Annotated in this window: 21 protein-coding genes; 7 read left to right on the top strand and 14 right to left on the bottom strand. The window is 39.9% G+C overall.

Annotated elements, in window-relative coordinates:
* Positions 1-69 precede the first annotated feature (69 nt).
* Together MTN97_RS15535 and MTN97_RS15530 are read right to left on the bottom strand one after the other, a co-directional pair.
* Entirely contained in the window at positions 70-564 is a 495-nt protein-coding gene (locus MTN97_RS15535) for a DUF6702 family protein (protein WP_248474821.1), read from the bottom strand.
* Positions 565-566: 2 nt separating this feature from the next.
* Complete coding sequence (locus MTN97_RS15530) at positions 567-3,011, bottom strand: M1 family metallopeptidase (protein ID WP_248474820.1); 2,445 nt, start codon at positions 3,009-3,011, stop codon at positions 567-569.
* Positions 3,012-3,415: 404 nt separating this feature from the next.
* On the opposite strand from MTN97_RS15530, the gene MTN97_RS15525 reads away from it, so the two are divergent.
* From MTN97_RS15525 to MTN97_RS15510, 4 genes are all read left to right on the top strand, one after another.
* Positions 3,416-3,652: a hypothetical protein gene (locus MTN97_RS15525; RefSeq protein ID WP_248474819.1), complete on the top strand. Its 237-nt coding sequence runs from the start codon at positions 3,416-3,418 to the stop codon at positions 3,650-3,652.
* Between the two features lie 66 nt (positions 3,653-3,718).
* A complete protein-coding gene (locus MTN97_RS15520; RefSeq protein WP_248474818.1) occupies positions 3,719-4,966 on the top strand; it encodes an exonuclease SbcCD subunit D C-terminal domain-containing protein in 1,248 nt (415 codons plus the stop codon).
* Positions 4,963-8,613, top strand: coding sequence for an SbcC/MukB-like Walker B domain-containing protein (locus tag MTN97_RS15515; RefSeq protein ID WP_248474817.1), 3,651 nt, complete (start codon positions 4,963-4,965; stop codon positions 8,611-8,613). The genes MTN97_RS15520 and MTN97_RS15515 overlap by 4 nt, the downstream gene beginning before the upstream one ends.
* Before the next feature lie 9 nt (positions 8,614-8,622).
* Positions 8,623-9,279, top strand: a complete 657-nt coding sequence (locus tag MTN97_RS15510) for a class I SAM-dependent methyltransferase (RefSeq protein ID WP_248474816.1) — start codon at positions 8,623-8,625, stop codon at positions 9,277-9,279.
* Positions 9,280-9,381: 102 nt separating this feature from the next.
* Here MTN97_RS15510 and MTN97_RS15505 read toward each other — a convergent pair whose 3' ends face one another.
* The 3 genes from MTN97_RS15505 to MTN97_RS15495 all read right to left on the bottom strand — a co-directional run bounded on the left by MTN97_RS15505 (position 9,382) and on the right by MTN97_RS15495 (position 10,727).
* On the bottom strand, positions 9,382-9,591 hold the full coding sequence (locus tag MTN97_RS15505; protein ID WP_036983594.1) for a cold-shock protein: 210 nt from the start codon (positions 9,589-9,591) through the stop codon (positions 9,382-9,384).
* Between the two features lie 184 nt (positions 9,592-9,775).
* The gene (locus MTN97_RS15500; protein WP_008463923.1) at positions 9,776-9,985 is read right to left on the bottom strand and encodes a cold-shock protein; all 210 of its coding nucleotides are present in this window, start codon (positions 9,983-9,985) and stop codon (positions 9,776-9,778) included.
* Positions 9,986-10,274: 289 nt separating this feature from the next.
* Positions 10,275-10,727 carry an Lrp/AsnC family transcriptional regulator gene (locus MTN97_RS15495; protein WP_013462814.1) on the bottom strand — a complete coding sequence of 151 codons (453 nt, stop codon included), beginning with the start codon at positions 10,725-10,727 and terminating at the stop codon, positions 10,275-10,277.
* A gap of 114 nt (positions 10,728-10,841) precedes the next feature.
* On the opposite strand from MTN97_RS15495, the gene MTN97_RS15490 reads away from it, so the two are divergent.
* Positions 10,842-11,486, top strand: a complete 645-nt coding sequence (locus MTN97_RS15490; RefSeq protein WP_248474815.1) for a LysE family translocator — start codon at positions 10,842-10,844, stop codon at positions 11,484-11,486.
* 14 nt (positions 11,487-11,500) lie between these two features.
* On the opposite strand, the gene MTN97_RS15485 is transcribed toward MTN97_RS15490, so the two are convergent.
* Both MTN97_RS15485 and MTN97_RS15480 read right to left on the bottom strand, forming a co-directional pair.
* Positions 11,501-12,037 (bottom strand): DUF6942 family protein, encoded by a 537-nt coding sequence (locus MTN97_RS15485; RefSeq protein ID WP_248474814.1) that lies wholly within the window; start codon positions 12,035-12,037, stop codon positions 11,501-11,503.
* Between the two features lies 1 nt (position 12,038).
* Positions 12,039-12,494: a YaiI/YqxD family protein gene (locus MTN97_RS15480; protein WP_248474813.1), complete on the bottom strand. Its 456-nt coding sequence runs from the start codon at positions 12,492-12,494 to the stop codon at positions 12,039-12,041.
* 68 nt (positions 12,495-12,562) lie between these two features.
* Between MTN97_RS15480 and MTN97_RS15475 the strand changes: the two genes are divergently transcribed.
* Entirely contained in the window at positions 12,563-13,096 is a 534-nt protein-coding gene (locus MTN97_RS15475) for a lipocalin family protein (protein WP_036983590.1), read from the top strand.
* A gap of 206 nt (positions 13,097-13,302) precedes the next feature.
* On the opposite strand, the gene MTN97_RS15470 is transcribed toward MTN97_RS15475, so the two are convergent.
* The 4 genes from MTN97_RS15470 to MTN97_RS15455 all read right to left on the bottom strand — a co-directional run bounded on the left by MTN97_RS15470 (position 13,303) and on the right by MTN97_RS15455 (position 17,031).
* Positions 13,303-13,644: a DUF3325 domain-containing protein gene (locus MTN97_RS15470; protein ID WP_016899981.1), complete on the bottom strand. Its 342-nt coding sequence runs from the start codon at positions 13,642-13,644 to the stop codon at positions 13,303-13,305.
* Positions 13,641-15,230 carry a PepSY domain-containing protein gene (locus MTN97_RS15465; protein WP_248474812.1) on the bottom strand — a complete coding sequence of 530 codons (1,590 nt, stop codon included), beginning with the start codon at positions 15,228-15,230 and terminating at the stop codon, positions 13,641-13,643. Before MTN97_RS15465 ends, MTN97_RS15470 begins: the two co-directional genes overlap by 4 nt.
* Complete coding sequence (locus MTN97_RS15460) at positions 15,227-15,571, bottom strand: hypothetical protein (protein ID WP_069439039.1); 345 nt, start codon at positions 15,569-15,571, stop codon at positions 15,227-15,229. Before MTN97_RS15460 ends, MTN97_RS15465 begins: the two co-directional genes overlap by 4 nt.
* Positions 15,572-16,461: 890 nt before the next feature.
* Positions 16,462-17,031 carry a short-chain dehydrogenase gene (locus tag MTN97_RS15455; RefSeq protein ID WP_248474811.1) on the bottom strand — a complete coding sequence of 190 codons (570 nt, stop codon included), beginning with the start codon at positions 17,029-17,031 and terminating at the stop codon, positions 16,462-16,464.
* A gap of 171 nt (positions 17,032-17,202) precedes the next feature.
* Between MTN97_RS15455 and arfB the strand changes: the two genes are divergently transcribed.
* On the top strand, positions 17,203-17,616 hold the full coding sequence (arfB, locus tag MTN97_RS15450; RefSeq protein ID WP_010388730.1) for an alternative ribosome rescue aminoacyl-tRNA hydrolase ArfB: 414 nt from the start codon (positions 17,203-17,205) through the stop codon (positions 17,614-17,616).
* A gap of 58 nt (positions 17,617-17,674) precedes the next feature.
* Here arfB and MTN97_RS15445 read toward each other — a convergent pair whose 3' ends face one another.
* The 3 genes from MTN97_RS15445 to MTN97_RS15435 are packed head-to-tail and all read right to left on the bottom strand — an operon-like array spanning position 17,675 to position 20,279.
* Positions 17,675-18,724, bottom strand: a complete 1,050-nt coding sequence (locus MTN97_RS15445) for a DUF2955 domain-containing protein (RefSeq protein WP_193049772.1) — start codon at positions 18,722-18,724, stop codon at positions 17,675-17,677.
* Between the two features lie 11 nt (positions 18,725-18,735).
* The gene (locus tag MTN97_RS15440) at positions 18,736-19,800 is read right to left on the bottom strand and encodes an HlyD family secretion protein (RefSeq protein ID WP_109875029.1); all 1,065 of its coding nucleotides are present in this window, start codon (positions 19,798-19,800) and stop codon (positions 18,736-18,738) included.
* A 2-nt stretch (positions 19,801-19,802) separates the two neighbouring features.
* Positions 19,803-20,279: a MarR family winged helix-turn-helix transcriptional regulator gene (locus tag MTN97_RS15435; RefSeq protein ID WP_248474810.1), complete on the bottom strand. Its 477-nt coding sequence runs from the start codon at positions 20,277-20,279 to the stop codon at positions 19,803-19,805.
* Between the last annotated feature and the right edge of the window lie 157 nt (positions 20,280-20,436).

The following is a 20,436-nucleotide window of genomic DNA, read 5'->3' as shown; positions in this document are numbered from 1 at the left end:
ATGCAATTAATTAACTCGATCAGCTATAAAGGAAAGTGCGCACCCTCTAAAGGTGCGCAATAATAGTGGTTATTTCGGCTCAAATTTCGCTTCAAGCCAGGTATCGTCTTGGCTAAAGTTTAAGGTTTTGATCTGTCCTCGCCCTTCAACGTTCACCATATTCACTTGTGCAGGCCACAAATCACGCAGTGCACCATGACTCATTCTAATGCCCTCAATTTTATCGGGAATAGCAGCTTCTTGGTACACCCAAAAAAACTTACCATCCACTTGTGCACCTACATAATTAAGGGGGAGGGGCTCACCGCTCAAGGTTTGTAAGGCAACATGAGATTCAACATACTTGGCAAAGCGTTTTTGGTCACGCTTGTTACTCATAATATCCACTTTGCCTTTAAACAAGTTACTAACAGCATGCTCTGTATCATGTAAATAAAAACGATGCATCACTTCAATATTGTGCGTACGCTGATTAAATAACACCGTTGTAACGGATGATTTTAATTGATGCGCCATACTTGGCGCAGCAATTAAAAAACAAACAATAATAAGCAAAAAGCGCATTATTATTGATCCTCGTCGTTATTTTTTTCGTCTTTTGGCTCGTCTTTTTTCAGCTCTGTTTTGATATCTTGCATAATATCACGGCTTACTTTTGCCTTGCTCTTTTCACGTTTGTAGACTTCAATACGCGAAGGAATAATACGGCGTGGGTAGTGGTTATTTTCTACATCAACATCCGCTGTTTCCCAACCTGGATCAACCGTTACTGAGGTAAGCGGTTTGTTTTTGTCGGTAATAATCAGCTTTTGTACGTTTTTGTGATTACGACGCCAAATTTCTGCAGGAATATAACGTTCCTCTTTAGTGCCATCTTCATACGTTAGCTCTAAAAGAATTGGCATCACTAAGCCACCAAGGTTTGAAAACTCCATCACGTAGTAGTTTTTGTCTTCTTCTAGCGCGCGATCGAGGGTTTTACGCTCCCACGGTTTTAAGCCTTTTAAAAATTTATTGTATGAATTACGTTCTTTATTGGTAACCGTAAAGCGATCGTTTTCGTCATAAAAATCGGTTACATCTGGGTTTTTCTCAACCCAGGTTTTTTTACCTTCAGCGCGATTACGCTCAACAAATAATGAACTTGGCTTATTTGCTTCAATATCACGTAAACGTTTAAAGTCGATATCAGGGTTTTTTGTGTCTAACCGTAATTGATATACTTTATCAAGCGAGATATCAACATGGTCTGTGGTGTAGAACCAACCACGCCAGAACCAATCTAAATCAACACCTGACGCTTCTTCCATAGTACGGAAAAAATCAGCCGGAGTAGGGCGCTTATATTTCCAGCGCTGAGCATATTCTTTAAACGCAAAATCAAATAATTCACGCCCTAAAATCACTTCACGTAAAATATTTAATGCCGCAGCTGGTTTAGTATAGGCGTTAGGGCCTAAACGAAGCACACTGTCTGATTGCGTCATGATAGGCACTTGAGTCTCTGACTTCATGTACGCCACAATGTCACGTGGTTCAACACCCCAAGGAATGGTTGGATCCCATTCACGCCCAGCCACACCGTCTAAAAAGCTATTTAAACCTTCATCCATCCAAGTCCATTGGCGCTCATCTGAGTTTACAATCATTGGGAAGTAAATATGCCCCACCTCGTGGATAACAACCCCAATTAAAAAGCGCTTTTCTGCTTGAGAGTAAGTGCGTGTACCATCGTCTTGTAAATCTGTACGTGGACCATTAAAGGTGATCATTGGGTATTCCATCCCCCCTACAGGGCCATTAACTGACTGCGCAGTTGGGTATGGGTAATCAAATGAATATTGTGAATACACTTCCATCGTGTGTACAACCGCTTCAGTTGAGTATTTCTTCCATAAGTCGCCACCTTCTTTAGGGAAGAACGACATCGCCATAACGAGTGGTTGTTCATCACCACCTTGCTGGTAACCTTTAGCATCCCACATAAATTTACGTGATGATGCCCAAGCAAAGTCACGAACATTTTCTGCTTTAAAATGCCATGTTTTTGTTTTGTCTGTACCGGCTTTTTCGTTTTCGAGCGCTTCTTCTTCGGTAACAACAAACACAGGGCGTTTTGCTGTTTCAGCTTCTTTTAAACGCTTGCGCTGAGTGCTGGTCAATACCGAGCTTGGGTTATCAAGCTTACCAGTTGCCGATACAATATGATCCGCAGGAACCGTAATTTCAACATCGTAGTCACCAAACTCTAAAGTGAACTCACCACTGCCTAAAAACGGTTTGTTTGTCCATGCTTCGTAATCGGTGTAAGCCGCTAAGCGAGGAAACCACTGTGCCACTAGGAAAATATCGTTACCGTCTTCTTCAAAATGCTCGTAACCTGCTCGTGCGCCTACCGCGTCTTCTTCAACGAGGTTAAACGCAAAGTCCATACTAAACTCAACATCTTTACCGGGTTTAAGTGGGGTATTTAAATCAATGCGCATTAAGGTATCAACCACAGTCACGCGCAGCGCTTTACCACCTTCATCTTTAACATTGCTAATGGTGTAACCGAGTTCATTATCGTTCATAAACTGTTGACGACGTAAATCACCTAAGCTTAACTTAGCAGGCTTTGCATCAGGTTCGTTCTGTAGGGTACTTTTAAATGTTTGCGTGGTTTCTGCAATTGAGTCATTTTTAAAAATATTTTGATCAAGCTGAAGCCATAAATACTTTAATGTATGTGGAGAGTTATTTTTATATTCAATTGTTTGACTCCCCGTTAAGCGACGCTTTTGCTCATCGAGTGTTACATCAATATCGTAGTCAACGCGTTGCTGCCAATAATTTTCAGCAGGGGCACCTGCTGCACTGCGGTAAACATTAGGAGTAGGTAAAGCTTCATCTAGTTGACGAAACTTATCAACATAGCTGCCTTTAGTTTGCTCAACAGATGAGGCAAGCACAGTGCTTGCCATTGCCAAAGGCAATACAAACGCGCTCAGTGTAAGTAAATTTTTCTTCATTGTTAATCCTGATCGATTTTAGTGACGCTACTGTGACAAATTTACAGCTAAGCTTCAATAAAATAGCGATAAAACCCTACTTTTATAGGGTGATATTCCACACCTTTATGTAAATATAAAAAACACGGTTTTACACAACAACATTTAACTAAATTGTTTAGCAATTTACATAAAAAACTAAGCTGTAAAGGGGGTTTACAAAATAGGCTGAGTATCACTAAAAGTAGAGATAAAATGAAAAAACACAGCTATTTTCATTAAAAATACTAAAAAACGCAGTTTTAGGTTGATCTTTACTATGGTTTGTAATTAGAATCGCCCACTTTTTTAATTTGAGGGTACTTTTTTAGTGTTTCTCTCAAATATTTTTTGTTCTAACTAGTCGTATTAAGTGTGGTGAGTTTATGGATTTTTATGTCCTAAAAAAGCAGCAAAAACTAATTGCAATACCTGCAGACGTGCAAAATTGTAAGCAGTATATAAACTCGGGTTATCTGTATATTGATAAAGTCGCTGCTTGTAATGAAACTAATGCACTGCAAGTATTACAAGCTAAAAAAGCCAAAGCATTAAAGTGGCCTTTAACAATCGCGCTCGCTGCTTTGCCCCTTATTTTTATAGCTTGGTATACTTTAACCTAAAGCGATACTTGCATCTTTAATTGCCTTGGGTATATTGGCGATCTTATGATTTTTTAAGAGCGCAAAATGAAAGTTCTTCACACTTCAGACTGGCACCTAGGTCAGCAATTTTATGAACATGATCGCCGTCATGAACACCATGCTTTTTTCTCTTGGCTGTTAACCACCCTCGTTAACCAACAAATCGATTTATTGCTTGTTGCAGGTGATATTTATCATACTGCCACACCGAGTGCTAGCGCCGAAAACCAACTCTATCAATTTATAAAAAACGCCAAAGCCCAGTGCCCACAATTACACGTTGTTATTATTGCGGGTAATCATGACTCCGCTAATCGTATTTTGGCTGCACAGCCCTTATTAGCCCAGTTTGATACTTATGTGGTAGGGCGGTTTGATCCTGCTAAACCCAGTGACGTTGTGATAACGATTAATAACGATGATAAACGCGCTGTGGTACTCGCTATGCCTTTTTTACGCACCAGTGACATAAGCACGCTTAGCCAAACCAAAGATGGCCCTAGTTACGCACAAGGCGTTGCAAAAGCCTATGAACTTGCTCTTGAACATGCGCTAACACTTAACGCTGAAAATACGCCTTTAATTGTTATGGGTCATTTGCATGCAAAAGGCGGTAATATTTCCAATGACTCTGAACGTAATTTGGTCATTGGCGGTGAAGAAGCTATTTCAGCGTCGGTATTTGGTAAACATGCCAATTACGTCGCACTAGGCCATTTACATAAAGCCCAACTAGTAGCTAGAAATGAGCAAATACGTTACTGCGGCACGCCTATTCCAATGTCGTTTTCAGAGAGAAAGTATACCCATCAAGTAAATGTGGTTGAATTTAGCGCGCAAAAAAACCAACCGTTAAACACCACTGTAAACCCCCTTTACATTCCGCGCTTAGCAGAAGTGATTGTACTTCCTGAAGGAGAATGTGTACCTTTAGCGCAGCTGTGTGAGCAAATAAAAGCACTCGATACAGAGCAATACGACATGGCTCCCTACTTACGAGTTAAACTTAAATCAAGTGATATCGATACCACCTTTCGAGAACAAATTGAGCAAGCACTTAAAGGAAAACAAGTTAATTTTTGTGGCATAGAGCGAGTTCGTGACCAGCAAATGAGTAATTCCTCAGAAACGGTATTTGAAGATTTAAGCTTTGTTGAAATGCTCAACCCAATTAGCTTACTCGAACAAGCATTTAATAATGATAAAGATATGGCCGCAGCAACCGTGCCAAATGAATTAAAAGCACTGTTAACCGAGGTAATTGAAGAACTTGAACAGGATCAACTGCTATGAAAATAACGGCTGTTCGTATTCATAATTTAGCCTCCATTGCCGATGCCGAAATCGACTTTTTAGCCTCGCCACTCAAAGACGCAGGCCTCTTTGCCATTACAGGTGATACCGGCGCAGGAAAAAGCACCGTACTCGATGCTATCTGCTTAGCGCTTTATACAAAAACTGCGCGTTTGAAAGGCGATAAAGGTAACTTAATTGATTTTAATGGCGATAACATTAAGCTTAACGATGCCCGCAATTTATTGCGCCGTGGCAAATGGGAAGGGTACGCCGAAGTAGATTTTAGTGGCCAAGACCAACAACTTTACAGAGCACGTTATAGTATTCAACGTACACATAAAAAAGTAACCGGCAAACTTAAAGTGGCCGAACATACTTTACATAGCCTACCCGATGAAACCTTAATTGCTGACAAAAGTGGCACCTTAAAAGCCATAGAAAATAAAATAGGTTTAACCTTTGAGCAGTTCTCGCGTGCGGTGTTACTAGCACAACATGAGTTTGCCGCCTTTTTAAAAGCCACTGGCGATGAGCGCGCGCAGCTTTTAGAGTGCCTGACTGGCACCGATAAATTTAGTCGAATAGGGCAGCGTATATTTGAGCGCAACAAAGCTATTAAAGATAAATTTGAATTACTAACGGCAAGTTTAGCCAGTTATACGTTATTGTCTGACGATGAGCTGAGTGAAAAGCAACAAACGCTGGCTGATTTAAAACAACAAATTGAACACACTAAAACAACTTTAGCAACGACAGAGCAAGGCGTTAATTGGTATAAGCAAGCACATAGCTTGGAGCTGGCATTAAAAAATGCTCAGCAAAGCGAGCAACAAGCACATGCCGCACTCAATGCTATTAAAGCGCAAACTGAGCAAGCAAAACAAGCGCAAAGTGCGCTTGAAATTAAAGATAACCGCCAGCGCTGTAAACGCTTAACAACGCAAAACAGCCAGTTAAATACACAAATAAAACAATTAAACGAGCTTGATCACAACGCGCTGATCACCGAGCAAGCCAATAACGTTAAAAAACAGCAAAACGAATTAGATACAGCAAAACAACAAAAGCTAACAGCAGAGCCTCTGATTGCAAAAGCGCGAGTGCTCGACAGCCAATTAGCAATATATAACCAAACTATAAAAAGTCTGACTCAACAAAGTACCAAAGAGCAGCAACAATTAAGTGATTTACAACAGCAGCTACAACAAAACAAAATAAGTGCAGAGCAAGCCACAAGGCAAATCGCAGGGCATCAGCACTGGTTAAACGAGCAGAGTCAATTAAAGCCATTGGCAACTGATTGGAACTATTTTCATCATAGCTTTAAGCAGTTTTTTAATACTCAGACACAACTAAAAACAACCCAGCAGCAAGCCCAGTCTCATGCAGAGCAACAAACAATACTCACAGCGAAACTTAGCGAGCAAAATAAACAACTCGAACAAGCAGAGCAAACGCTTACAACGCAGCAGCAAAGCCTAAATAAGCTAAACCAGCAGCACGCTCAATTTAATATTGAACAATGCGACAGTAAGCTTAAAAACATTGATTATTTAAAAGATCAGCGCACACACTATAAGCAGTTTAACCAAGAATTAAAACACACGGTGCAACAGCAACGTGATGTGGCAGAAAAGCTCAGCCACAGTGAACACACTAAAACTACGCTGCTTACGCATTTAACCAGCAAAGAGCAGGCACTTAAACACGCAGAGCAAGCACTCAATCAAGCGCGGCTTCGTGCCAGTGAGCATGTTGAGCATTTACGCGCACAACTGGTTCCAAATGAGTCGTGTGCCGTTTGTGGGGCTACAGAGCACCCGTTCGCGAGCAATCAAAGCCAACCTTTTACAAACCTAATAACCGACTTTGAAAATGCATATAATAACGAAAAGCAGCAACACCAAGATGCTCAAACACAGCTTCATCAACACCAAACACAACACGCGGTTTTGGTGGCAGAGCATGCTCAGTACAGCCAAGCCATTAGTGATGCACAAGCCAAAATGCTGGAAATTAAAAATACCATGCAAGCGGCTAAAACCGAGCTTAATGAATTAACAGTTGAGCAGCTTGATGAAACTTATAAGCAATTAAGTGCACAAAAAACAGAGTATTTTTCGGCGCAAAAACAGCTCAGTAATTTGCAAGAAACTGTTAACCAGCTGCAAAGCACAGTTAAAAAAGAACAAGCGACACAGCAACATTTAAATACACAGCATGTTGAGCTGAGCAATCAGCAATCTCAGCTTAATAACAAATGCGATGAACTAGCAACTCAAAGCGAAGCGCTTATAAAAGAGCTCAATTTACATTTTGAACACAGTGATTTTTGGCACGCATTGCAAGCAGGATCGTTACCGCTTAGCGATTTAGCTCAGCAGGTAGAACAATATCAGCAAATCCAAGCACAGCTTGAGCAAAGTCAAAAACAATTCGACAGCGCCAATGTACAGTTACAACAACTAACACCGCTTATAACCAAAGCAGAGCAGCAAGTTAACACGCTCAATGAAGAATTAACTCAAACACAGCAACAGCACAATAATACGCAGCAACAGCGTTTAGCCTTATTTGATAACCAAACTATTAGCGCCGATGACTACCAAGCTAAACTGTCAGCACAGCTAGAGCACTGCCAAAACCAATTAAGTGCCAGCCAACAAGCACACGACAGTGCCGTAAAACAGCGCGATGAACACGCCATCACGCTTAAAAACCTTGAGCATCGTCTGGCAGATAACCACCAAGAGTTAGTGATGCTTGAAACGCGTTACAACGACTGGTTTAAAGAATTTAACACCCTTCATGGCGATATCAGTCATGAACAAGTCACATTTTTACTAACTATCAGCAACGACGATATTAAAACTCAGTTAAAGCAAGGCGAGCAACTATCGCAAGCAGTCGTTGATGCCAGTGCCGCGTTAAAACAACAGCAACAAGCTAATGAACAGCATCAGCAAAATAATCAGCCAACGCAAAGCGAAGCACAGCTAATTGAGCAACAAACCCACTTAAATACCCAGCAAACACAATTGCAAAATAGCTTACTCACCATCAACACCGCGATTGAGCAGCACAACCAAAATGCAAAAGCGCTTGAGGGCAAACAAGCTGAACTGAGCCAGCTCAAGCAACAGGTTGACCAATGGCATTTACTTAATAAAGTACTAGGTGATGCCACAGGTAAAACAATGCGTAATTTAGCGCAAACACAAACACTCAAAATATTGCTGCATTATGCTAATAGCCATTTAAAAACTCTTAACAAGCGTTATGAGCTCACTGCAATTGCTGAGTCACTTGATATAGCCATTATCGACCGCGATATGGCCGATGAACAACGCTCGGTCAATACGCTATCTGGCGGTGAATCGTTTTTAGTGTCGTTGGCATTGGCACTGGGACTTGCCTCACTATCTTCGAACAAAGTGCAAATTAACTCGTTATTTGTTGACGAGGGCTTTGGAACACTAGATAGTGAAACACTCAGTATTGCCATGGACGCGCTAGATTCATTGCAAGCGCAAGGTAGAAAGGTCGGTGTAATTTCACATGTAAGTGAAATGAGCGAACGCGTTGCTACGCAAATTCATGTCGCTAAAAAACCGGGTGGATACTCCACCATAAACGTAATTTAAGGAGACAGCATGCCCACTTTCACAGGCGAAGAAGCACAAGAATATGATAACCGCATTACCCGTTTAGTCCCAGGCTATGAGCTACTTCATCAACTAACCAATGCACAGCTGCAAACCACGTTAAGCGACGATGCACACATTTTAGTGATTGGTGCCGGCACAGGTAAGGAAGTATTAGCATTAGCCAAAATGAATCCTAAATGGCAGTTTACTGCCCAAGACATCTCCAGTGATATGCTCGATATTGCAAAACAACGCTTTGCAGAGCAAGGTATTGATAGCCGTGTCACTATTGAATGTAGCCCAGTTGATAAAGTAAAAGCAAAAGCAGACGCCGTATTATGTTTACTGGTGATGCATTTTGTAGAAGATAACGGCGACAAAAAACATATTCTTAAAAGCATTAAAGCTAACCTTAAAAAAGGAGCGAATCTTTATATTGCTGATTTAATGCGCCCAGAAACAACATTTGAACGTGAGTCACAATTAAACACCTGTGCTCAATTAGGCCTAACTGAAGCAGGCAAAACTCAAATGGGGCATAACCTCGAAAGAGAGTTTTACCCCCTAGATCGTATGCGCTTTAGTGAACTACTGAATGAATGTGGATTTGGTATTCCAAAGCTTTATTTTAAAGCGCTTGGCTTTAGCGGTTACGTTGTATAAATTTTTGTCAAAAAAAAAGCTAATATCATAATGATATTAGCTTTATTGCTTAACACGAGTTTAAGCGGGGTGAGTGCGCTTTAAAGCCCACTCACTCTATATTTAGATGCAAACGATGTTTTCAGCTTGCGGGCCTTTTTGACCTTGCGTTACAGTAAACTGTACTTTTTGGCCTTCGGCTAATGTTTTAAAACCGTCGCCAGAGATAGCACTGAAATGTGCGAAAACGTCTGCGCCAGATTCTTGCTCGATAAAACCAAAACCTTTTGCTTCGTTAAACCATTTTACTGAACCAGTAGTTGTATTAGACATAATATGTATCCTAAAAATTAATTAAAGTGTGCCTGAAAAGAGGCGATTGAGCCGAAAAAATAGTTAACTTGAGGATATCGCGTAGGATTATTACTAAAACAACGGGGTACTAACAAATAAAACAAAACTTCTTTCAAACTTATAAATATTGATGGGTTAACACTAACCCATCAATTAAAACTATTTAGATGCAAACGATGTTTTCAGCTTGCGGGCCTTTTTGACCTTGCGTTACAGTAAACTGTACTTTTTGGCCTTCGGCTAATGTTTTGAAACCGTCGCCAGAGATAGCACTGAAATGTGCGAAAACGTCTGCGCCAGATTCTTGCTCAATAAAACCAAAACCTTTTGCTTCATTGAAAAATTTTACTGTACCAGTAGTTGTATTAGACATAATAATATCCTAAAAAAATAATAAAAAATTTGCCTTAAAATAGGCGTTTAACAGGAAGAAAACAAACATTTAACTTGAGGATATCGCGAAGGATTATTACTAATAACAACGAGGTACTTACAAATAAACAGGGCTTTCTATCAACCCGATGGCAAGCAGAATAACAGCAATACACTTTATAACAAGCTTTATTTACACTTTATTTTTACCTATTTAGGCAAAGCCCGCTGCCATAGGCTTTGCAGCGTCATCGGCTTAACTTTTTAAAGTTCGTGTAAAACATAACCTGTTAAAAGTGCAAGTTACGCGCTCTTACAATATCTTTCATCACAATGGTTGAGGTTAAACGTTGTACACCCGGTAAGGCTGATAGCTTGTCATCGTAGAGTTGCTGAAACGCGGCTAAATCTTTAGTAACGACGTGTAATAAGTAATCAGGGGTGCCAAATAAGCGTTGTGCATTGGTGATCTGAGGGATAGCATCGACTGCTTGCTCTAATTTGCTTAACGACGCTTTATCACCTTCTTTAATAGTAATAAATACTAACGCAGAAAAGTTTAAACCAACCTTCTCCGGTGATATTTCAGTTCTGTAGCCAACAATTGCTTTGCTTTTCTCAAGCTCTTTTACACGACGATGACAAGGTGACACGCTTAGCCCAACACGATCAGCCAATTCAGAAAGGGTGAGCCTGCCATCAACTTGCAACTCAGCAAGAATTTTCCTATCTATGGTATCCATAGTTGATTATTTCCTAAAATGAACGGTTATGTCAGTAAAATACAGTAACTTTTACTCATCAGAAAGAAATAAAATAGCAGCTCACTTATTTTGGGTTTTAGCGCATGGATACGTATGGATATTAATATTATTTTTTCTTTTTGGCTGGTATCAATCTTGTTTGTACTTACCCCCGGTGCCGATTGGGCTTATACAATCAGTGCAGGTATAGCGGGTGATAAAATCATTCCTGCGGTGTCAGGATTAATACTTGGGCATTTAATGGCCAGTTTAATAGTGGTGGTAGGTTTAGGCGCGTTATTAGCATCGCATGCCATGTTTATAAAGCTGTTAACCTTATTTGGTGCTTTGTACATAATTTGGATTGCCGTATCACTGTACCGATTTCCTCCAATGCCTGCAGCCTATAACGATGGCCAACAACACACCTCAGACACGCCCCTAAAGTGGATGAGAAAGGGCTTTATAATTAGTGGCTTGAATCCCAAAGTGATGCTGTTATTTTTAGCCTTATTGCCGCAGTTTGTTTTACCAACACTGTCATTTTCTATTACTGAACAATTGCTGGTACTTAGCATTATTCATTTAGTTGGCTGTGCGCTGGTATATTGGTTAATAGGGGTAAGTGCCAGAAAAATCCTCAGCAATAATCCGGCGCTCTCACTAAAATTTGGCCGTGCATCGGCCTGCATCCTATTTATTTTGGGCTCGCTCATGCTAGTTGATAGCGCTAACACACTGAGCGTAACACTTACCTAAAAAACGAAAGTGGCTTAGATTATTCGCAACTGAGCCACTAATTCACTCAAACGGGCAATTTTAATATTACTCAGCTGCCTATAATCAAAATAGGGGCATACAATAATATTCTGGCTTTTATCTATAGCAAACTCATCATCAAGCCAATCAAGTTGGGCGTTTAACTTACTTTGTTGTATCAAGTTTTTAGCGTGAGTTCTTCCTGCAATAATGTGCAATTGATTTTTATGCTCAGTAAGCACCGGCGCACTAAATAGTAATGCAGTACCGCTATGTTGCTGTAACAACAGCTCATCGCGATATGCTTGCCAACTCACGGCTTGTTTAGCAAAAGCGTAATACTCGCTTGGCAGCGCAAATAACACCTTGGCGTACACATTAAAGACTTTTCGCCAGCCATTGCCACAGTGCTGGTTTATGCTATTTATTTGCCCATTAACTACAGGCTCTAGCTGCGCAAGTGTTTCAAAGTAAGGCATAGGGGGCGCTTTTGCTACATACACAGCAACACTGAATGAATTATCACCTAACCCTATTAACTGGCTGCTCACTTTAACTGCTCTTATTTTGCGCTAAAATACGATCAAGATTGTTAGCAAAGTTTTGTCTGTCACTTTGGTTTAATGGAGGCGGCCCACCACTCATTTCTACACCACTTGAGCGCATAGTATCCATAAAATCGCGTACATTTAGTAATGAACGAATGTTTTCAGTGGTGTAAAGCTCACCGCGCGGATTAAGTGCTTGGCCGCCATTATCAATCACTTCACTTGCCAGCGGAATATCTCCAGTGATCACTAAATCGCCTTTTTCTATTCGTTTTACTATTTCATCATCAGCCACATCAAAGCCCGATGACACTTGTAGTCGGCTAATAAATTTTGACGGTGGGATTCGCATGGCATGATTTGCAACCAGTATAGTTTCTGTTTGCGTACGCTCTGCGGCTCTAAATAAAATTTCTTTTATTACCACCGGACAAGCGTCAGCATCAACCCAAATTTTCATGCTAAGTTCTTTAAATTGCTTTAGTATTAAGACGATCCTATAGCAATTTCTAAAGAAAAGGAAACAACATGAAACTCGCTTTTAAAACCGCATTATTTATTACCACCGTGTTTTTACTCAGTGCCTGTACCAGCGCCCCCGAAGGAATAACTCCTGTTAAAAACTTTGATTTAGAGAAATACCAAGGCAAGTGGTATGAAATAGCACGATTAGACCACTCTTTTGAACAAGGAATGGAGCAAGTAACAGCCACTTATTCAATTAACGATGATGGAACGGTAAAGGTATTAAACAAAGGGTTTATTAGTAAAGAACAAAAATGGGACGAAGCTGAAGGCTTAGCTAAATTTGTAGAAAACGCCGATACAGGGCATTTTAAAGTGTCATTTTTTGGCCCGTTTTATGGTGCCTATATTATTTTTGAGCTCGACCAACCTGATTATCAATATGCGTTTATTACAAGTTATAGCAAAGATTACTTATGGTTTTTATCGCGCACACCAACAGTAAGCAAAGAGCTTAAGCAGCACTTTTTAAACCAAGTAAAAGCGCTTGGTTTTGCAACTGATGAGATTATATGGGTAAATCAAAAATCGCTGTAAAGGGGGTTTACACCCCCTAGGTTGTAATAAAACGTTCACCTTACTGTAAGGTAAACTAAATAAAGAGGGGCTATATTAGCCCCACTTGCAAAAGGAAAGGCAAGCACAAGACATAATGACAATCCCCCTTTTTAATTGGCAAGCCTGATGGCTTGCCATTTTTTTACCTCAATTTAGCCTATCCTTTGGGATCAGGTTTTTACTAACTAAAGCCCATTTAAACCAAAAAATAACGTACTCGTGGCCAATATCAATAATACAAGCAAGTTAAAAAGCTTAGTTAGATTGACTAAAAAACTATAAAAAATCATTATAATTAAAGCACTTAACGACATAAACCCGCAAAACTGTAGAGCGCCATAGCCGTGTAATTCGCTAACACAAAGTAGTAAACTTAGTAAAATACTGATCCAAGCAACACTCAATAAAATTAAACGCTGCTGATCAGTAGGGCGCTTGTTAAAAACATCCTTAAAATGATTAAACTTAGCCAGTGCAAAGCAGTTAAAAGCCACCAAACATAAACTAAAAGGGAGCAATGCCATCATACTTTTTGCTCCTGAGTGTTTATCGGGCTAGGTTTTTTAGCTTGCAGTGCAGTACGTAATTTTTCGGTTTGTAACAAAAACAACAAACCAAATAACAAAAAGAGACTATCAAACATAAATAAAGCCCACTGTTCATTACGTAAATAATTGATTATATTCCCTTGTGTTGTTAGCGCATTAACCACTGGCACACTAAAACAAGCAATGCTGTTTATGGCCGCCATAACACACCACTGCAACTTGTCACGCTTTACAAAAGCAATAATAAGTACACACAGCCAAGTTAAAAAGAAGGCAAGTATCTCTTTATCCGCGCGCTCTATTGCGCGTGTGCTGATTAATCGGTTTGCTAAAAAGAACGCAGACGTTGCCAAGGGCAAACCCATTAAAGTTCCTAAATTAAGCGCTTCGACGAGTTTTAAACCCCATGATGGCCGGGCATTTTTTTTCATTCGCTCTCGAATGCGCTTTGCCCACATAATACAGCCCGTGGCTATCATTATGCAGCCAGCAATGCCGCCTAAAAAGTACAAAACACGTAATAATGGCTCTGCTAAACGCCCAGTGTGCATTGAATTTAGTGACTCATACAGCGCTTTACTGCCGGTAAGTTCATCATCAGTTTGAGCAACAAGCTCACCACTCGCTCCACTAAATATCAAACGCGGTGCTTGATCCCTTAATGTTTTTCCAGGGCTGACCAAAACCATAATAGTCGCAGCGGCCTTATTCGGCTTATTTATAATCACCCGAGTTATATCAGCCTCTGGCCACTTAGTATAAACCTGATCCAAAACAGTATTGATAGGCACTAACGGCGCAGTGCCTTGCAACGCCTCTGTTGCAGGACTACTTGGCGAAACATCATTAAAAAAGCCTCGTATTCCATCCTCATAAACGGTTTGCGCGGGGTAGGGGAAAATCATAAATATCAGGGTAATAATGCCCGTATAAGTAATCATTAAATGAAAAGGTAAGGCAAATACCGAACTTAAATTATGCACATCTAACCAACTACGACTGCCTTTATTAGCTCTAAAAATAAACATATCTTTAAAAATACGTTTGTGAATAACGATGCCAGATATCAATGCAATGAGCATAAATAAACTAGCAAAACAGACAATCCAACGTGCCGTTTTTACATCAATATAATGCAAATCAAAATGCAGGCGATAAAAGAAATTCCCCCCTCGAGTATCTACAAAGGGTGCTAAAGGCTGCATATTATTTGGATCTAAACGGGTATTTTCAAAAGAGGCTCTGCGCTGTCCAGGCTCTTTTGGTTTTGCATAACCATACGTTAAATAAGGTATACGCTCCTCAGGAAGCGTTATACGCCAATTAGGCGCATTAGGTGCTTGCGCATTTAAATACTCAACACCTGACACGATTTGTTGTTTTTGCGTGCCAATACGATCTGCCTGCTGCTCAATATTATGGATACTTGGCTGATTCCATAAGCTCACTTCATCTCTAAAAAAACTAATAGTGCCTGCAAAAAATATTAAATACAGTAACCAACACACGAGCAAACCCACCCATGTATGTAACCACGTCATTGAACGAAAAAAACTCCCTTTCATAACCATCCCTTCAATAGCGACAACACGACAAGTTGCGCTGCAATACTTAGTAAAATACTGATCCAAACAGTTTTTAATGAATGAATATAAAAGCTATAAATAAACACCAGGGCATAAATTAAAATACTCGCAGACACACTAAGCAAAACCGCGTCAACTTTAGGCACAGGCACTACTACACTTAATAGCGACACACTAACGGCTGTAAAAAAATACCCGCCAACAATGGCAATAAAAAAACGCGATAAAACCGCTAATTCATAGCTAAAGCGTTGCATAAATTGCCATAACATAGAAAAAACGGGTTTGGGAAAGTCTAAAAGACGGTTGGAGGCCTGCATAAACTGCAAATTCCTTTTAAACATAGCTAAAAAAAGATGGTGATATTATAACGCCAACAAGTACAAAAGATAGTAGTTCTTATTTGCATTTGAATAAAATAGGCTCTTTTAATACTGTTAGTTAAATAGTGATCTGAAATAAGGCACCTGAACAAACAGTTATAACCGCTGCAAACGGCTATATAGCGATGCTTTAGTCCCATTATTTGCTATTAACATACGCTCCCTTTGGGATTACTACTATTTTAGCTTTGTAATACTAAAGCCTAACCACCTAATTTATAATAACTTTATTTAAAAACACCGAAAGGATCACGATTTTACTAACTACTTTTCAAAATTGTTAAAATAAACCGATTTTTTACTAACTCAACCGTATAAAAATTAAAAAAGACTAATAAACAAACAAAAATAAGCTAGCTGAAAGCAAATATACTGTCATTTACTACTTAAGTTGATAAATGGCTGATCTGTATAAAACAACAACTTGTTAGTAGCAACTAACTTAATACCAATTGTGTTAAGTTACTGACCATTGATAGCGACAAATAAATGGAGTGATAACAAGGCATAAATTTTGACATGTGGTTGTTCTACTTGAAAAAAATTATAACGCAGTTAGCGCTTTATTTAGCTCGCTAAAATGGTTAAATATTTAAGTCGATTGGTATAACTTCAGCACCAAACAAAACGCAGCCTTAGCGTAAGTAAAATTAGGGTTAATTTATTACTTTTTATTTTTTTAGCGCAAGCGAAATAACGCCTTAATCATAGCCGTAAAGGGGGTTTACAGCATTAAAACTGAAGCCATTATTTAAACTTAAAATACATGAGACTGGGAAAGTAAGTATAAAAAAGGTGGCCAATGCCACCTCTATAAACAATAACTTTTACAACATTGAAAACAGCTTTTTAAGTTGTGGCATGTATTCGCTCACAAGTGCTAGGTTATTTTCACTGACTACAGGCTCTGCCGATTGGGCTGCGCTTGATGCCTTGCCAAACGATCCCATTAATGAACTAACGCCTTTGTCTTTACTACTTTGCATACTTTGTAAGCCACCCATTAATTTATTGGCGGTTTCTTTATGTTCATCTGATAAACCTGATTTCAGGTTTTCAATGTAAGCCATTGAAACTTCCGATCCTACAGCAATTAATTGTTCAGGCGTAAAACCATATTGGCTAGTTACGTTGGCAAAGCTTTTATATAAGTCTTGCTGTTTGATCATGCTAAGTGCGCTGTTGGCTAACGAGCTTTGCTCAGTGATCGTTTGATCTGCCGATGCGCCCAGCATATTCGCTAAATCTAAGCCTTTTAACGACTCTTGATTGCTTGCCCAACTTGTAACTGCAGGTAATGCCTTAATGTAGCTTTGTAATTGACCTTCGTTAATGTCTTGTGCAAAGTTTGAGAAGCTCATCGCTAACAAGCTGATTGATAACAGTAATTTTTTCATTAAGCATTTCCTAATAGTAAAGTAGCGTTAATTAAAAACTAATTAACGGCTATTGCCAATACAAAGCGTAAATTTATAAATTATTATTTACTCAGGTGTGAGTTTAAGTTGATTCACCACAACGCAATGTACTGATGATATAATACATTTTTGCAAAAAGAGCGGGGCACTATGTTAACTATTTCAAACAGCGTAACCATTGATGAATGGGAAGTAGAGCTCAGCGCTATTCGCTCGCAAGGCGCAGGCGGGCAAAATGTTAATAAGGTAGCCAGTGCTATACACTTACGCTTTGATATAAACCGCTCTAAATTGCCCGAGTTTTATAAAGAACGATTACTTGCTTTAAAAGATTCAAGGATCACCAAAGAAGGGGTATTGATAATTAAAGCCCAGAGCCACCGCACTCAAGAGCTCAACAGGGAAGATGCGCTTAAACGGCTAAAAGATCTAATTTTAAGCGCCACAAAGGTTAATAAGGCACGTCGTGCTACCAAACCTAGCCGTAACTCACAGCGTAAACGTATGGATAAAAAAACCAAACACGGCCAAACCAAAGCTCTCCGCGGTAATATTAAGCTGTAACTTAAGTAACCTGACTCTGGTTAAGCACATAAAAAAGGCTGCGAATGCAGCCTTTAATTTAATCATAAGTATGATGGCGGGTGACGCTAAATCGGTTTAGGATTCGATGCACTACATACACTGCGCTTAAGCTTACTGTTACTGCAACAGCCACCGAGCTAAATCGATACATGGCGCTGTATATTAAATCTTGCCCAGGGCCTAACGACTGACCAAATAAAATCCCAAACGTGGTTAATACCCCAAACCCAACCCCCGGTGGACCACCACCTAAAATATGAAAACGACTGAATATAAAAGATAAAATCCATAATATAGCGACCGGAAAAAGTAAAACGTCGGTATGGTTATACAAAAACAACTGCGCAACTAAAGCAGCATTACAGCCTATCAGTGTACCAATAATACGTTGCCAACTTGCGGTGCCCGCAGCCTTAAAACACAACGAAAATAAAATTAAAATAGATGCCGCTTGCGCCGAAATTGAATCTTGCAAATCAAGCACCTGAAAAACCACAAACGACAAAGTCGCAACCGTGGCACATAACAACACCTCGTGACGAATACTTTCTTTATCCTTGTGCGGTACAGCGCGCATGGGTCGCGCTGTCACATCAGGAAACAAGCCATGCATCAAGAGCGCAATAATAATAGTAATAAAAATAGCCACACCATTACTTAAAATAAGCGGGTAAATGCTACTAGCTTGATCAACATGACTGGCAAAATGTAACTGAATCGATAAACTCACCGCACCTAACGCACCAAATAAAAACGCATCACCAGAGCTCATTAAGTAAAATAACACGCAAAAACTAGCAAAAATAATGAGCGTCATTAACACCGGAAAGTGTGAAAATAAGCCCTGTAAAATAAGCACTATAAACGCACTGTAGGCAGCACTGGCAACAAATTGACGGATCACGCCTTTGTTAATACTTGGCACTAAACCGAGTAATAACATAGGGTAAACCGTAAAAAATATTCCATTTGGCCAATTCATTAACTTGCACAAAGTAAAACCAATAGTGCAGCCGCCAGCAATCCGTAGCGCTTGACGTAAACCATTTGAATCGAGTTGTGGCGCTTGGCTAACATGTTGTGTCATTACTCGCCCCACTAATAAATGTAATGTAACCAACTAATAAAGCGGATCTGTACTGATCCCAACCATTGACCTATAGCCGATTGTGGAAGTAACTGCACAGTGGCACGCGCACCACTGGGCATATTATTTATTAGCTGATTGTTATTTGGCAGCACTAAATGAATACGTTGACGCTGCGCGTCACGAACCCAGCGGTTGCTGGTTTCGGTGGTGCTAAGCAATCCATTCGCACTAAGTTGTCCGTCACTGACACCGGCCTCAAATATTTCAATTTTTGCGTCGAAAACTTCACCAGGTCGGCTATCAAATACCACTTTTGCTAAACTGCCTGGCTGCATGTTTAATAGTGACTTTTCACGAAAATCGGCTACCAAATCTGCTTTTTTTGCTACAACCGCGAGTAATGGCTTACCCGCAACCGCATAGGAGCCCTCAAGTAACTGTAAATTAGCTACAACGCCATCACTTAAAGCACGCACTTGCGTATAAGATAAATTAAGCTCAGCTTGTGCTAACTGGTTTGCTGCATGGCGCAGTGCTAAGTTATCTTGCCCTGAATCGCCACGCGCTAAAACAGCTTCTGCCAACTGTGCTTCAAAGGCAGCTAAATTAGATTGGCTTGCTGCAAAATTTGCACGAATGCTTTCAAGCTCTTGCTCCGAAATAGAGTTTTGTTTGTAGAGTGTTTCGCCACGCTTTTTTAATAGCTGCTGCTCATGCAATTTAGCGTTAGCTGCACTTATTTGTGCCTCCAGCGCTTTTACGTTGGTATCAAGTCGTTTATTTTGCAGTTTGGCATCATCAAGCGCGAGCTGCGCTTGCTCAAGTGCTAGTTGGTAAGTATTTTTGTCTATTTCAAATAATACATCACCCGCTTTAACCGTTTGGTTATTACTAACCAATACATCGGTAACACGGCCGTTTATTTGCGGCGATATTTGCACAACCGGATGGTAAACCCGTGCTTGTGGCGTAACCGGTAGCCATACATCGGCAACAATATAATAGAAAAATACAACAATAAAACCAACGAGCGATACTTTAACGTAGCGAGCAAATTTTTGATCGGGTGTCATACTTATTTATCTCCAGATAAGCTTACAATACAACGCCGCGCGTTTTCTTCCATTTGCACTAAACTATGCGCCATACCATCAAGCTGCTCCGTGCTTAAACCTGCATATAAACGCTGTTTAATATCGCTTGTTAACTCTTTTAAGTGTTCTAATAACTTTATACCCTCATCGGTAAAGTACAATTTTTTACTGCGTTTATCGTGTTCATCAACTTGTCGAATAACTAGATTTTGCAGCTCTAATTGCTTAATGGTGCGCGTTAATGAGGGCATTTCAATACCTAAACTGGTCGCCAACGCTTGCTGTGTTGCCCCTAAAGGTAAATGATGTAAGTGAATCATTGCCGTCCAGCGCGACTGAGTTAAGCCTAAGGGTTCAACCGCCAGTGTTACCGCTTCTCGACATAAGCGGTGGACTCGACCCATATTGCCGCATAAAGTTAAATCGAGTGTTTCATGAAAAGGAATAGTGCTACTCATAGGAACTCTTACTTGTGAATATCAGCAAATTTTAGCATTAGTTAGCAGGCTAAGTAAATAATTGGCATTTTAACTTCACGTAAATAACCTGAACTTTGGTTAAGAGATTTACTAACGTATTGAATCAAAATTGATATTTATGTTTATTTTCTCTAGC

The sequence above is a fragment of the Pseudoalteromonas sp. 2CM36K genome (assembly GCF_023161865.1).
GTDB lineage: Bacteria > Pseudomonadota > Gammaproteobacteria > Enterobacterales > Alteromonadaceae > Pseudoalteromonas > Pseudoalteromonas tetraodonis.
The sequence above is the reverse complement of the archived record's forward strand: the minus strand, read 5'-3'. Positions and strand labels throughout refer to the sequence as shown.

What these genes read in the sequence shown, in the direction of transcription:
- MTN97_RS15435 (WP_248474810.1), bottom strand. Translation starts at nt 20,279, where the DNA reads ATGAGTAGCACTATTCCTTTTCATGAAACACTCGATTTAACTTTATGC.
- MTN97_RS15510 (WP_248474816.1), top strand. Translation starts at nt 8,623, where the DNA reads ATGCCCACTTTCACAGGCGAAGAAGCACAAGAATATGATAACCGCATT.
- MTN97_RS15490 (WP_248474815.1), top strand. Translation starts at nt 10,842, where the DNA reads ATGGATATTAATATTATTTTTTCTTTTTGGCTGGTATCAATCTTGTTT.
- MTN97_RS15460 (WP_069439039.1), bottom strand. Translation starts at nt 15,571, where the DNA reads ATGCAGGCCTCCAACCGTCTTTTAGACTTTCCCAAACCCGTTTTTTCT.
- MTN97_RS15535 (WP_248474821.1), bottom strand. Translation starts at nt 564, where the DNA reads ATGCGCTTTTTGCTTATTATTGTTTGTTTTTTAATTGCTGCGCCAAGT.
- MTN97_RS15500 (WP_008463923.1), bottom strand. Translation starts at nt 9,985, where the DNA reads ATGTCTAATACAACTACTGGTACAGTAAAATTTTTCAATGAAGCAAAA.
- arfB (WP_010388730.1), top strand. Translation starts at nt 17,203, where the DNA reads ATGTTAACTATTTCAAACAGCGTAACCATTGATGAATGGGAAGTAGAG.
- MTN97_RS15445 (WP_193049772.1), bottom strand. Translation starts at nt 18,724, where the DNA reads ATGACACAACATGTTAGCCAAGCGCCACAACTCGATTCAAATGGTTTA.
- MTN97_RS15505 (WP_036983594.1), bottom strand. Translation starts at nt 9,591, where the DNA reads ATGTCTAATACAACTACTGGTTCAGTAAAATGGTTTAACGAAGCAAAA.
- MTN97_RS15455 (WP_248474811.1), bottom strand. Translation starts at nt 17,031, where the DNA reads ATGAAAAAATTACTGTTATCAATCAGCTTGTTAGCGATGAGCTTCTCA.
- MTN97_RS15515 (WP_248474817.1), top strand. Translation starts at nt 4,963, where the DNA reads ATGAAAATAACGGCTGTTCGTATTCATAATTTAGCCTCCATTGCCGAT.
- MTN97_RS15495 (WP_013462814.1), bottom strand. Translation starts at nt 10,727, where the DNA reads ATGGATACCATAGATAGGAAAATTCTTGCTGAGTTGCAAGTTGATGGC.
- MTN97_RS15525 (WP_248474819.1), top strand. Translation starts at nt 3,416, where the DNA reads ATGGATTTTTATGTCCTAAAAAAGCAGCAAAAACTAATTGCAATACCT.
- MTN97_RS15520 (WP_248474818.1), top strand. Translation starts at nt 3,719, where the DNA reads ATGAAAGTTCTTCACACTTCAGACTGGCACCTAGGTCAGCAATTTTAT.
- MTN97_RS15530 (WP_248474820.1), bottom strand. Translation starts at nt 3,011, where the DNA reads ATGAAGAAAAATTTACTTACACTGAGCGCGTTTGTATTGCCTTTGGCA.
- MTN97_RS15440 (WP_109875029.1), bottom strand. Translation starts at nt 19,800, where the DNA reads ATGACACCCGATCAAAAATTTGCTCGCTACGTTAAAGTATCGCTCGTT.
- MTN97_RS15480 (WP_248474813.1), bottom strand. Translation starts at nt 12,494, where the DNA reads ATGAAAATTTGGGTTGATGCTGACGCTTGTCCGGTGGTAATAAAAGAA.
- MTN97_RS15470 (WP_016899981.1), bottom strand. Translation starts at nt 13,644, where the DNA reads ATGATGGCATTGCTCCCTTTTAGTTTATGTTTGGTGGCTTTTAACTGC.
- MTN97_RS15465 (WP_248474812.1), bottom strand. Translation starts at nt 15,230, where the DNA reads ATGAAAGGGAGTTTTTTTCGTTCAATGACGTGGTTACATACATGGGTG.
- MTN97_RS15475 (WP_036983590.1), top strand. Translation starts at nt 12,563, where the DNA reads ATGAAACTCGCTTTTAAAACCGCATTATTTATTACCACCGTGTTTTTA.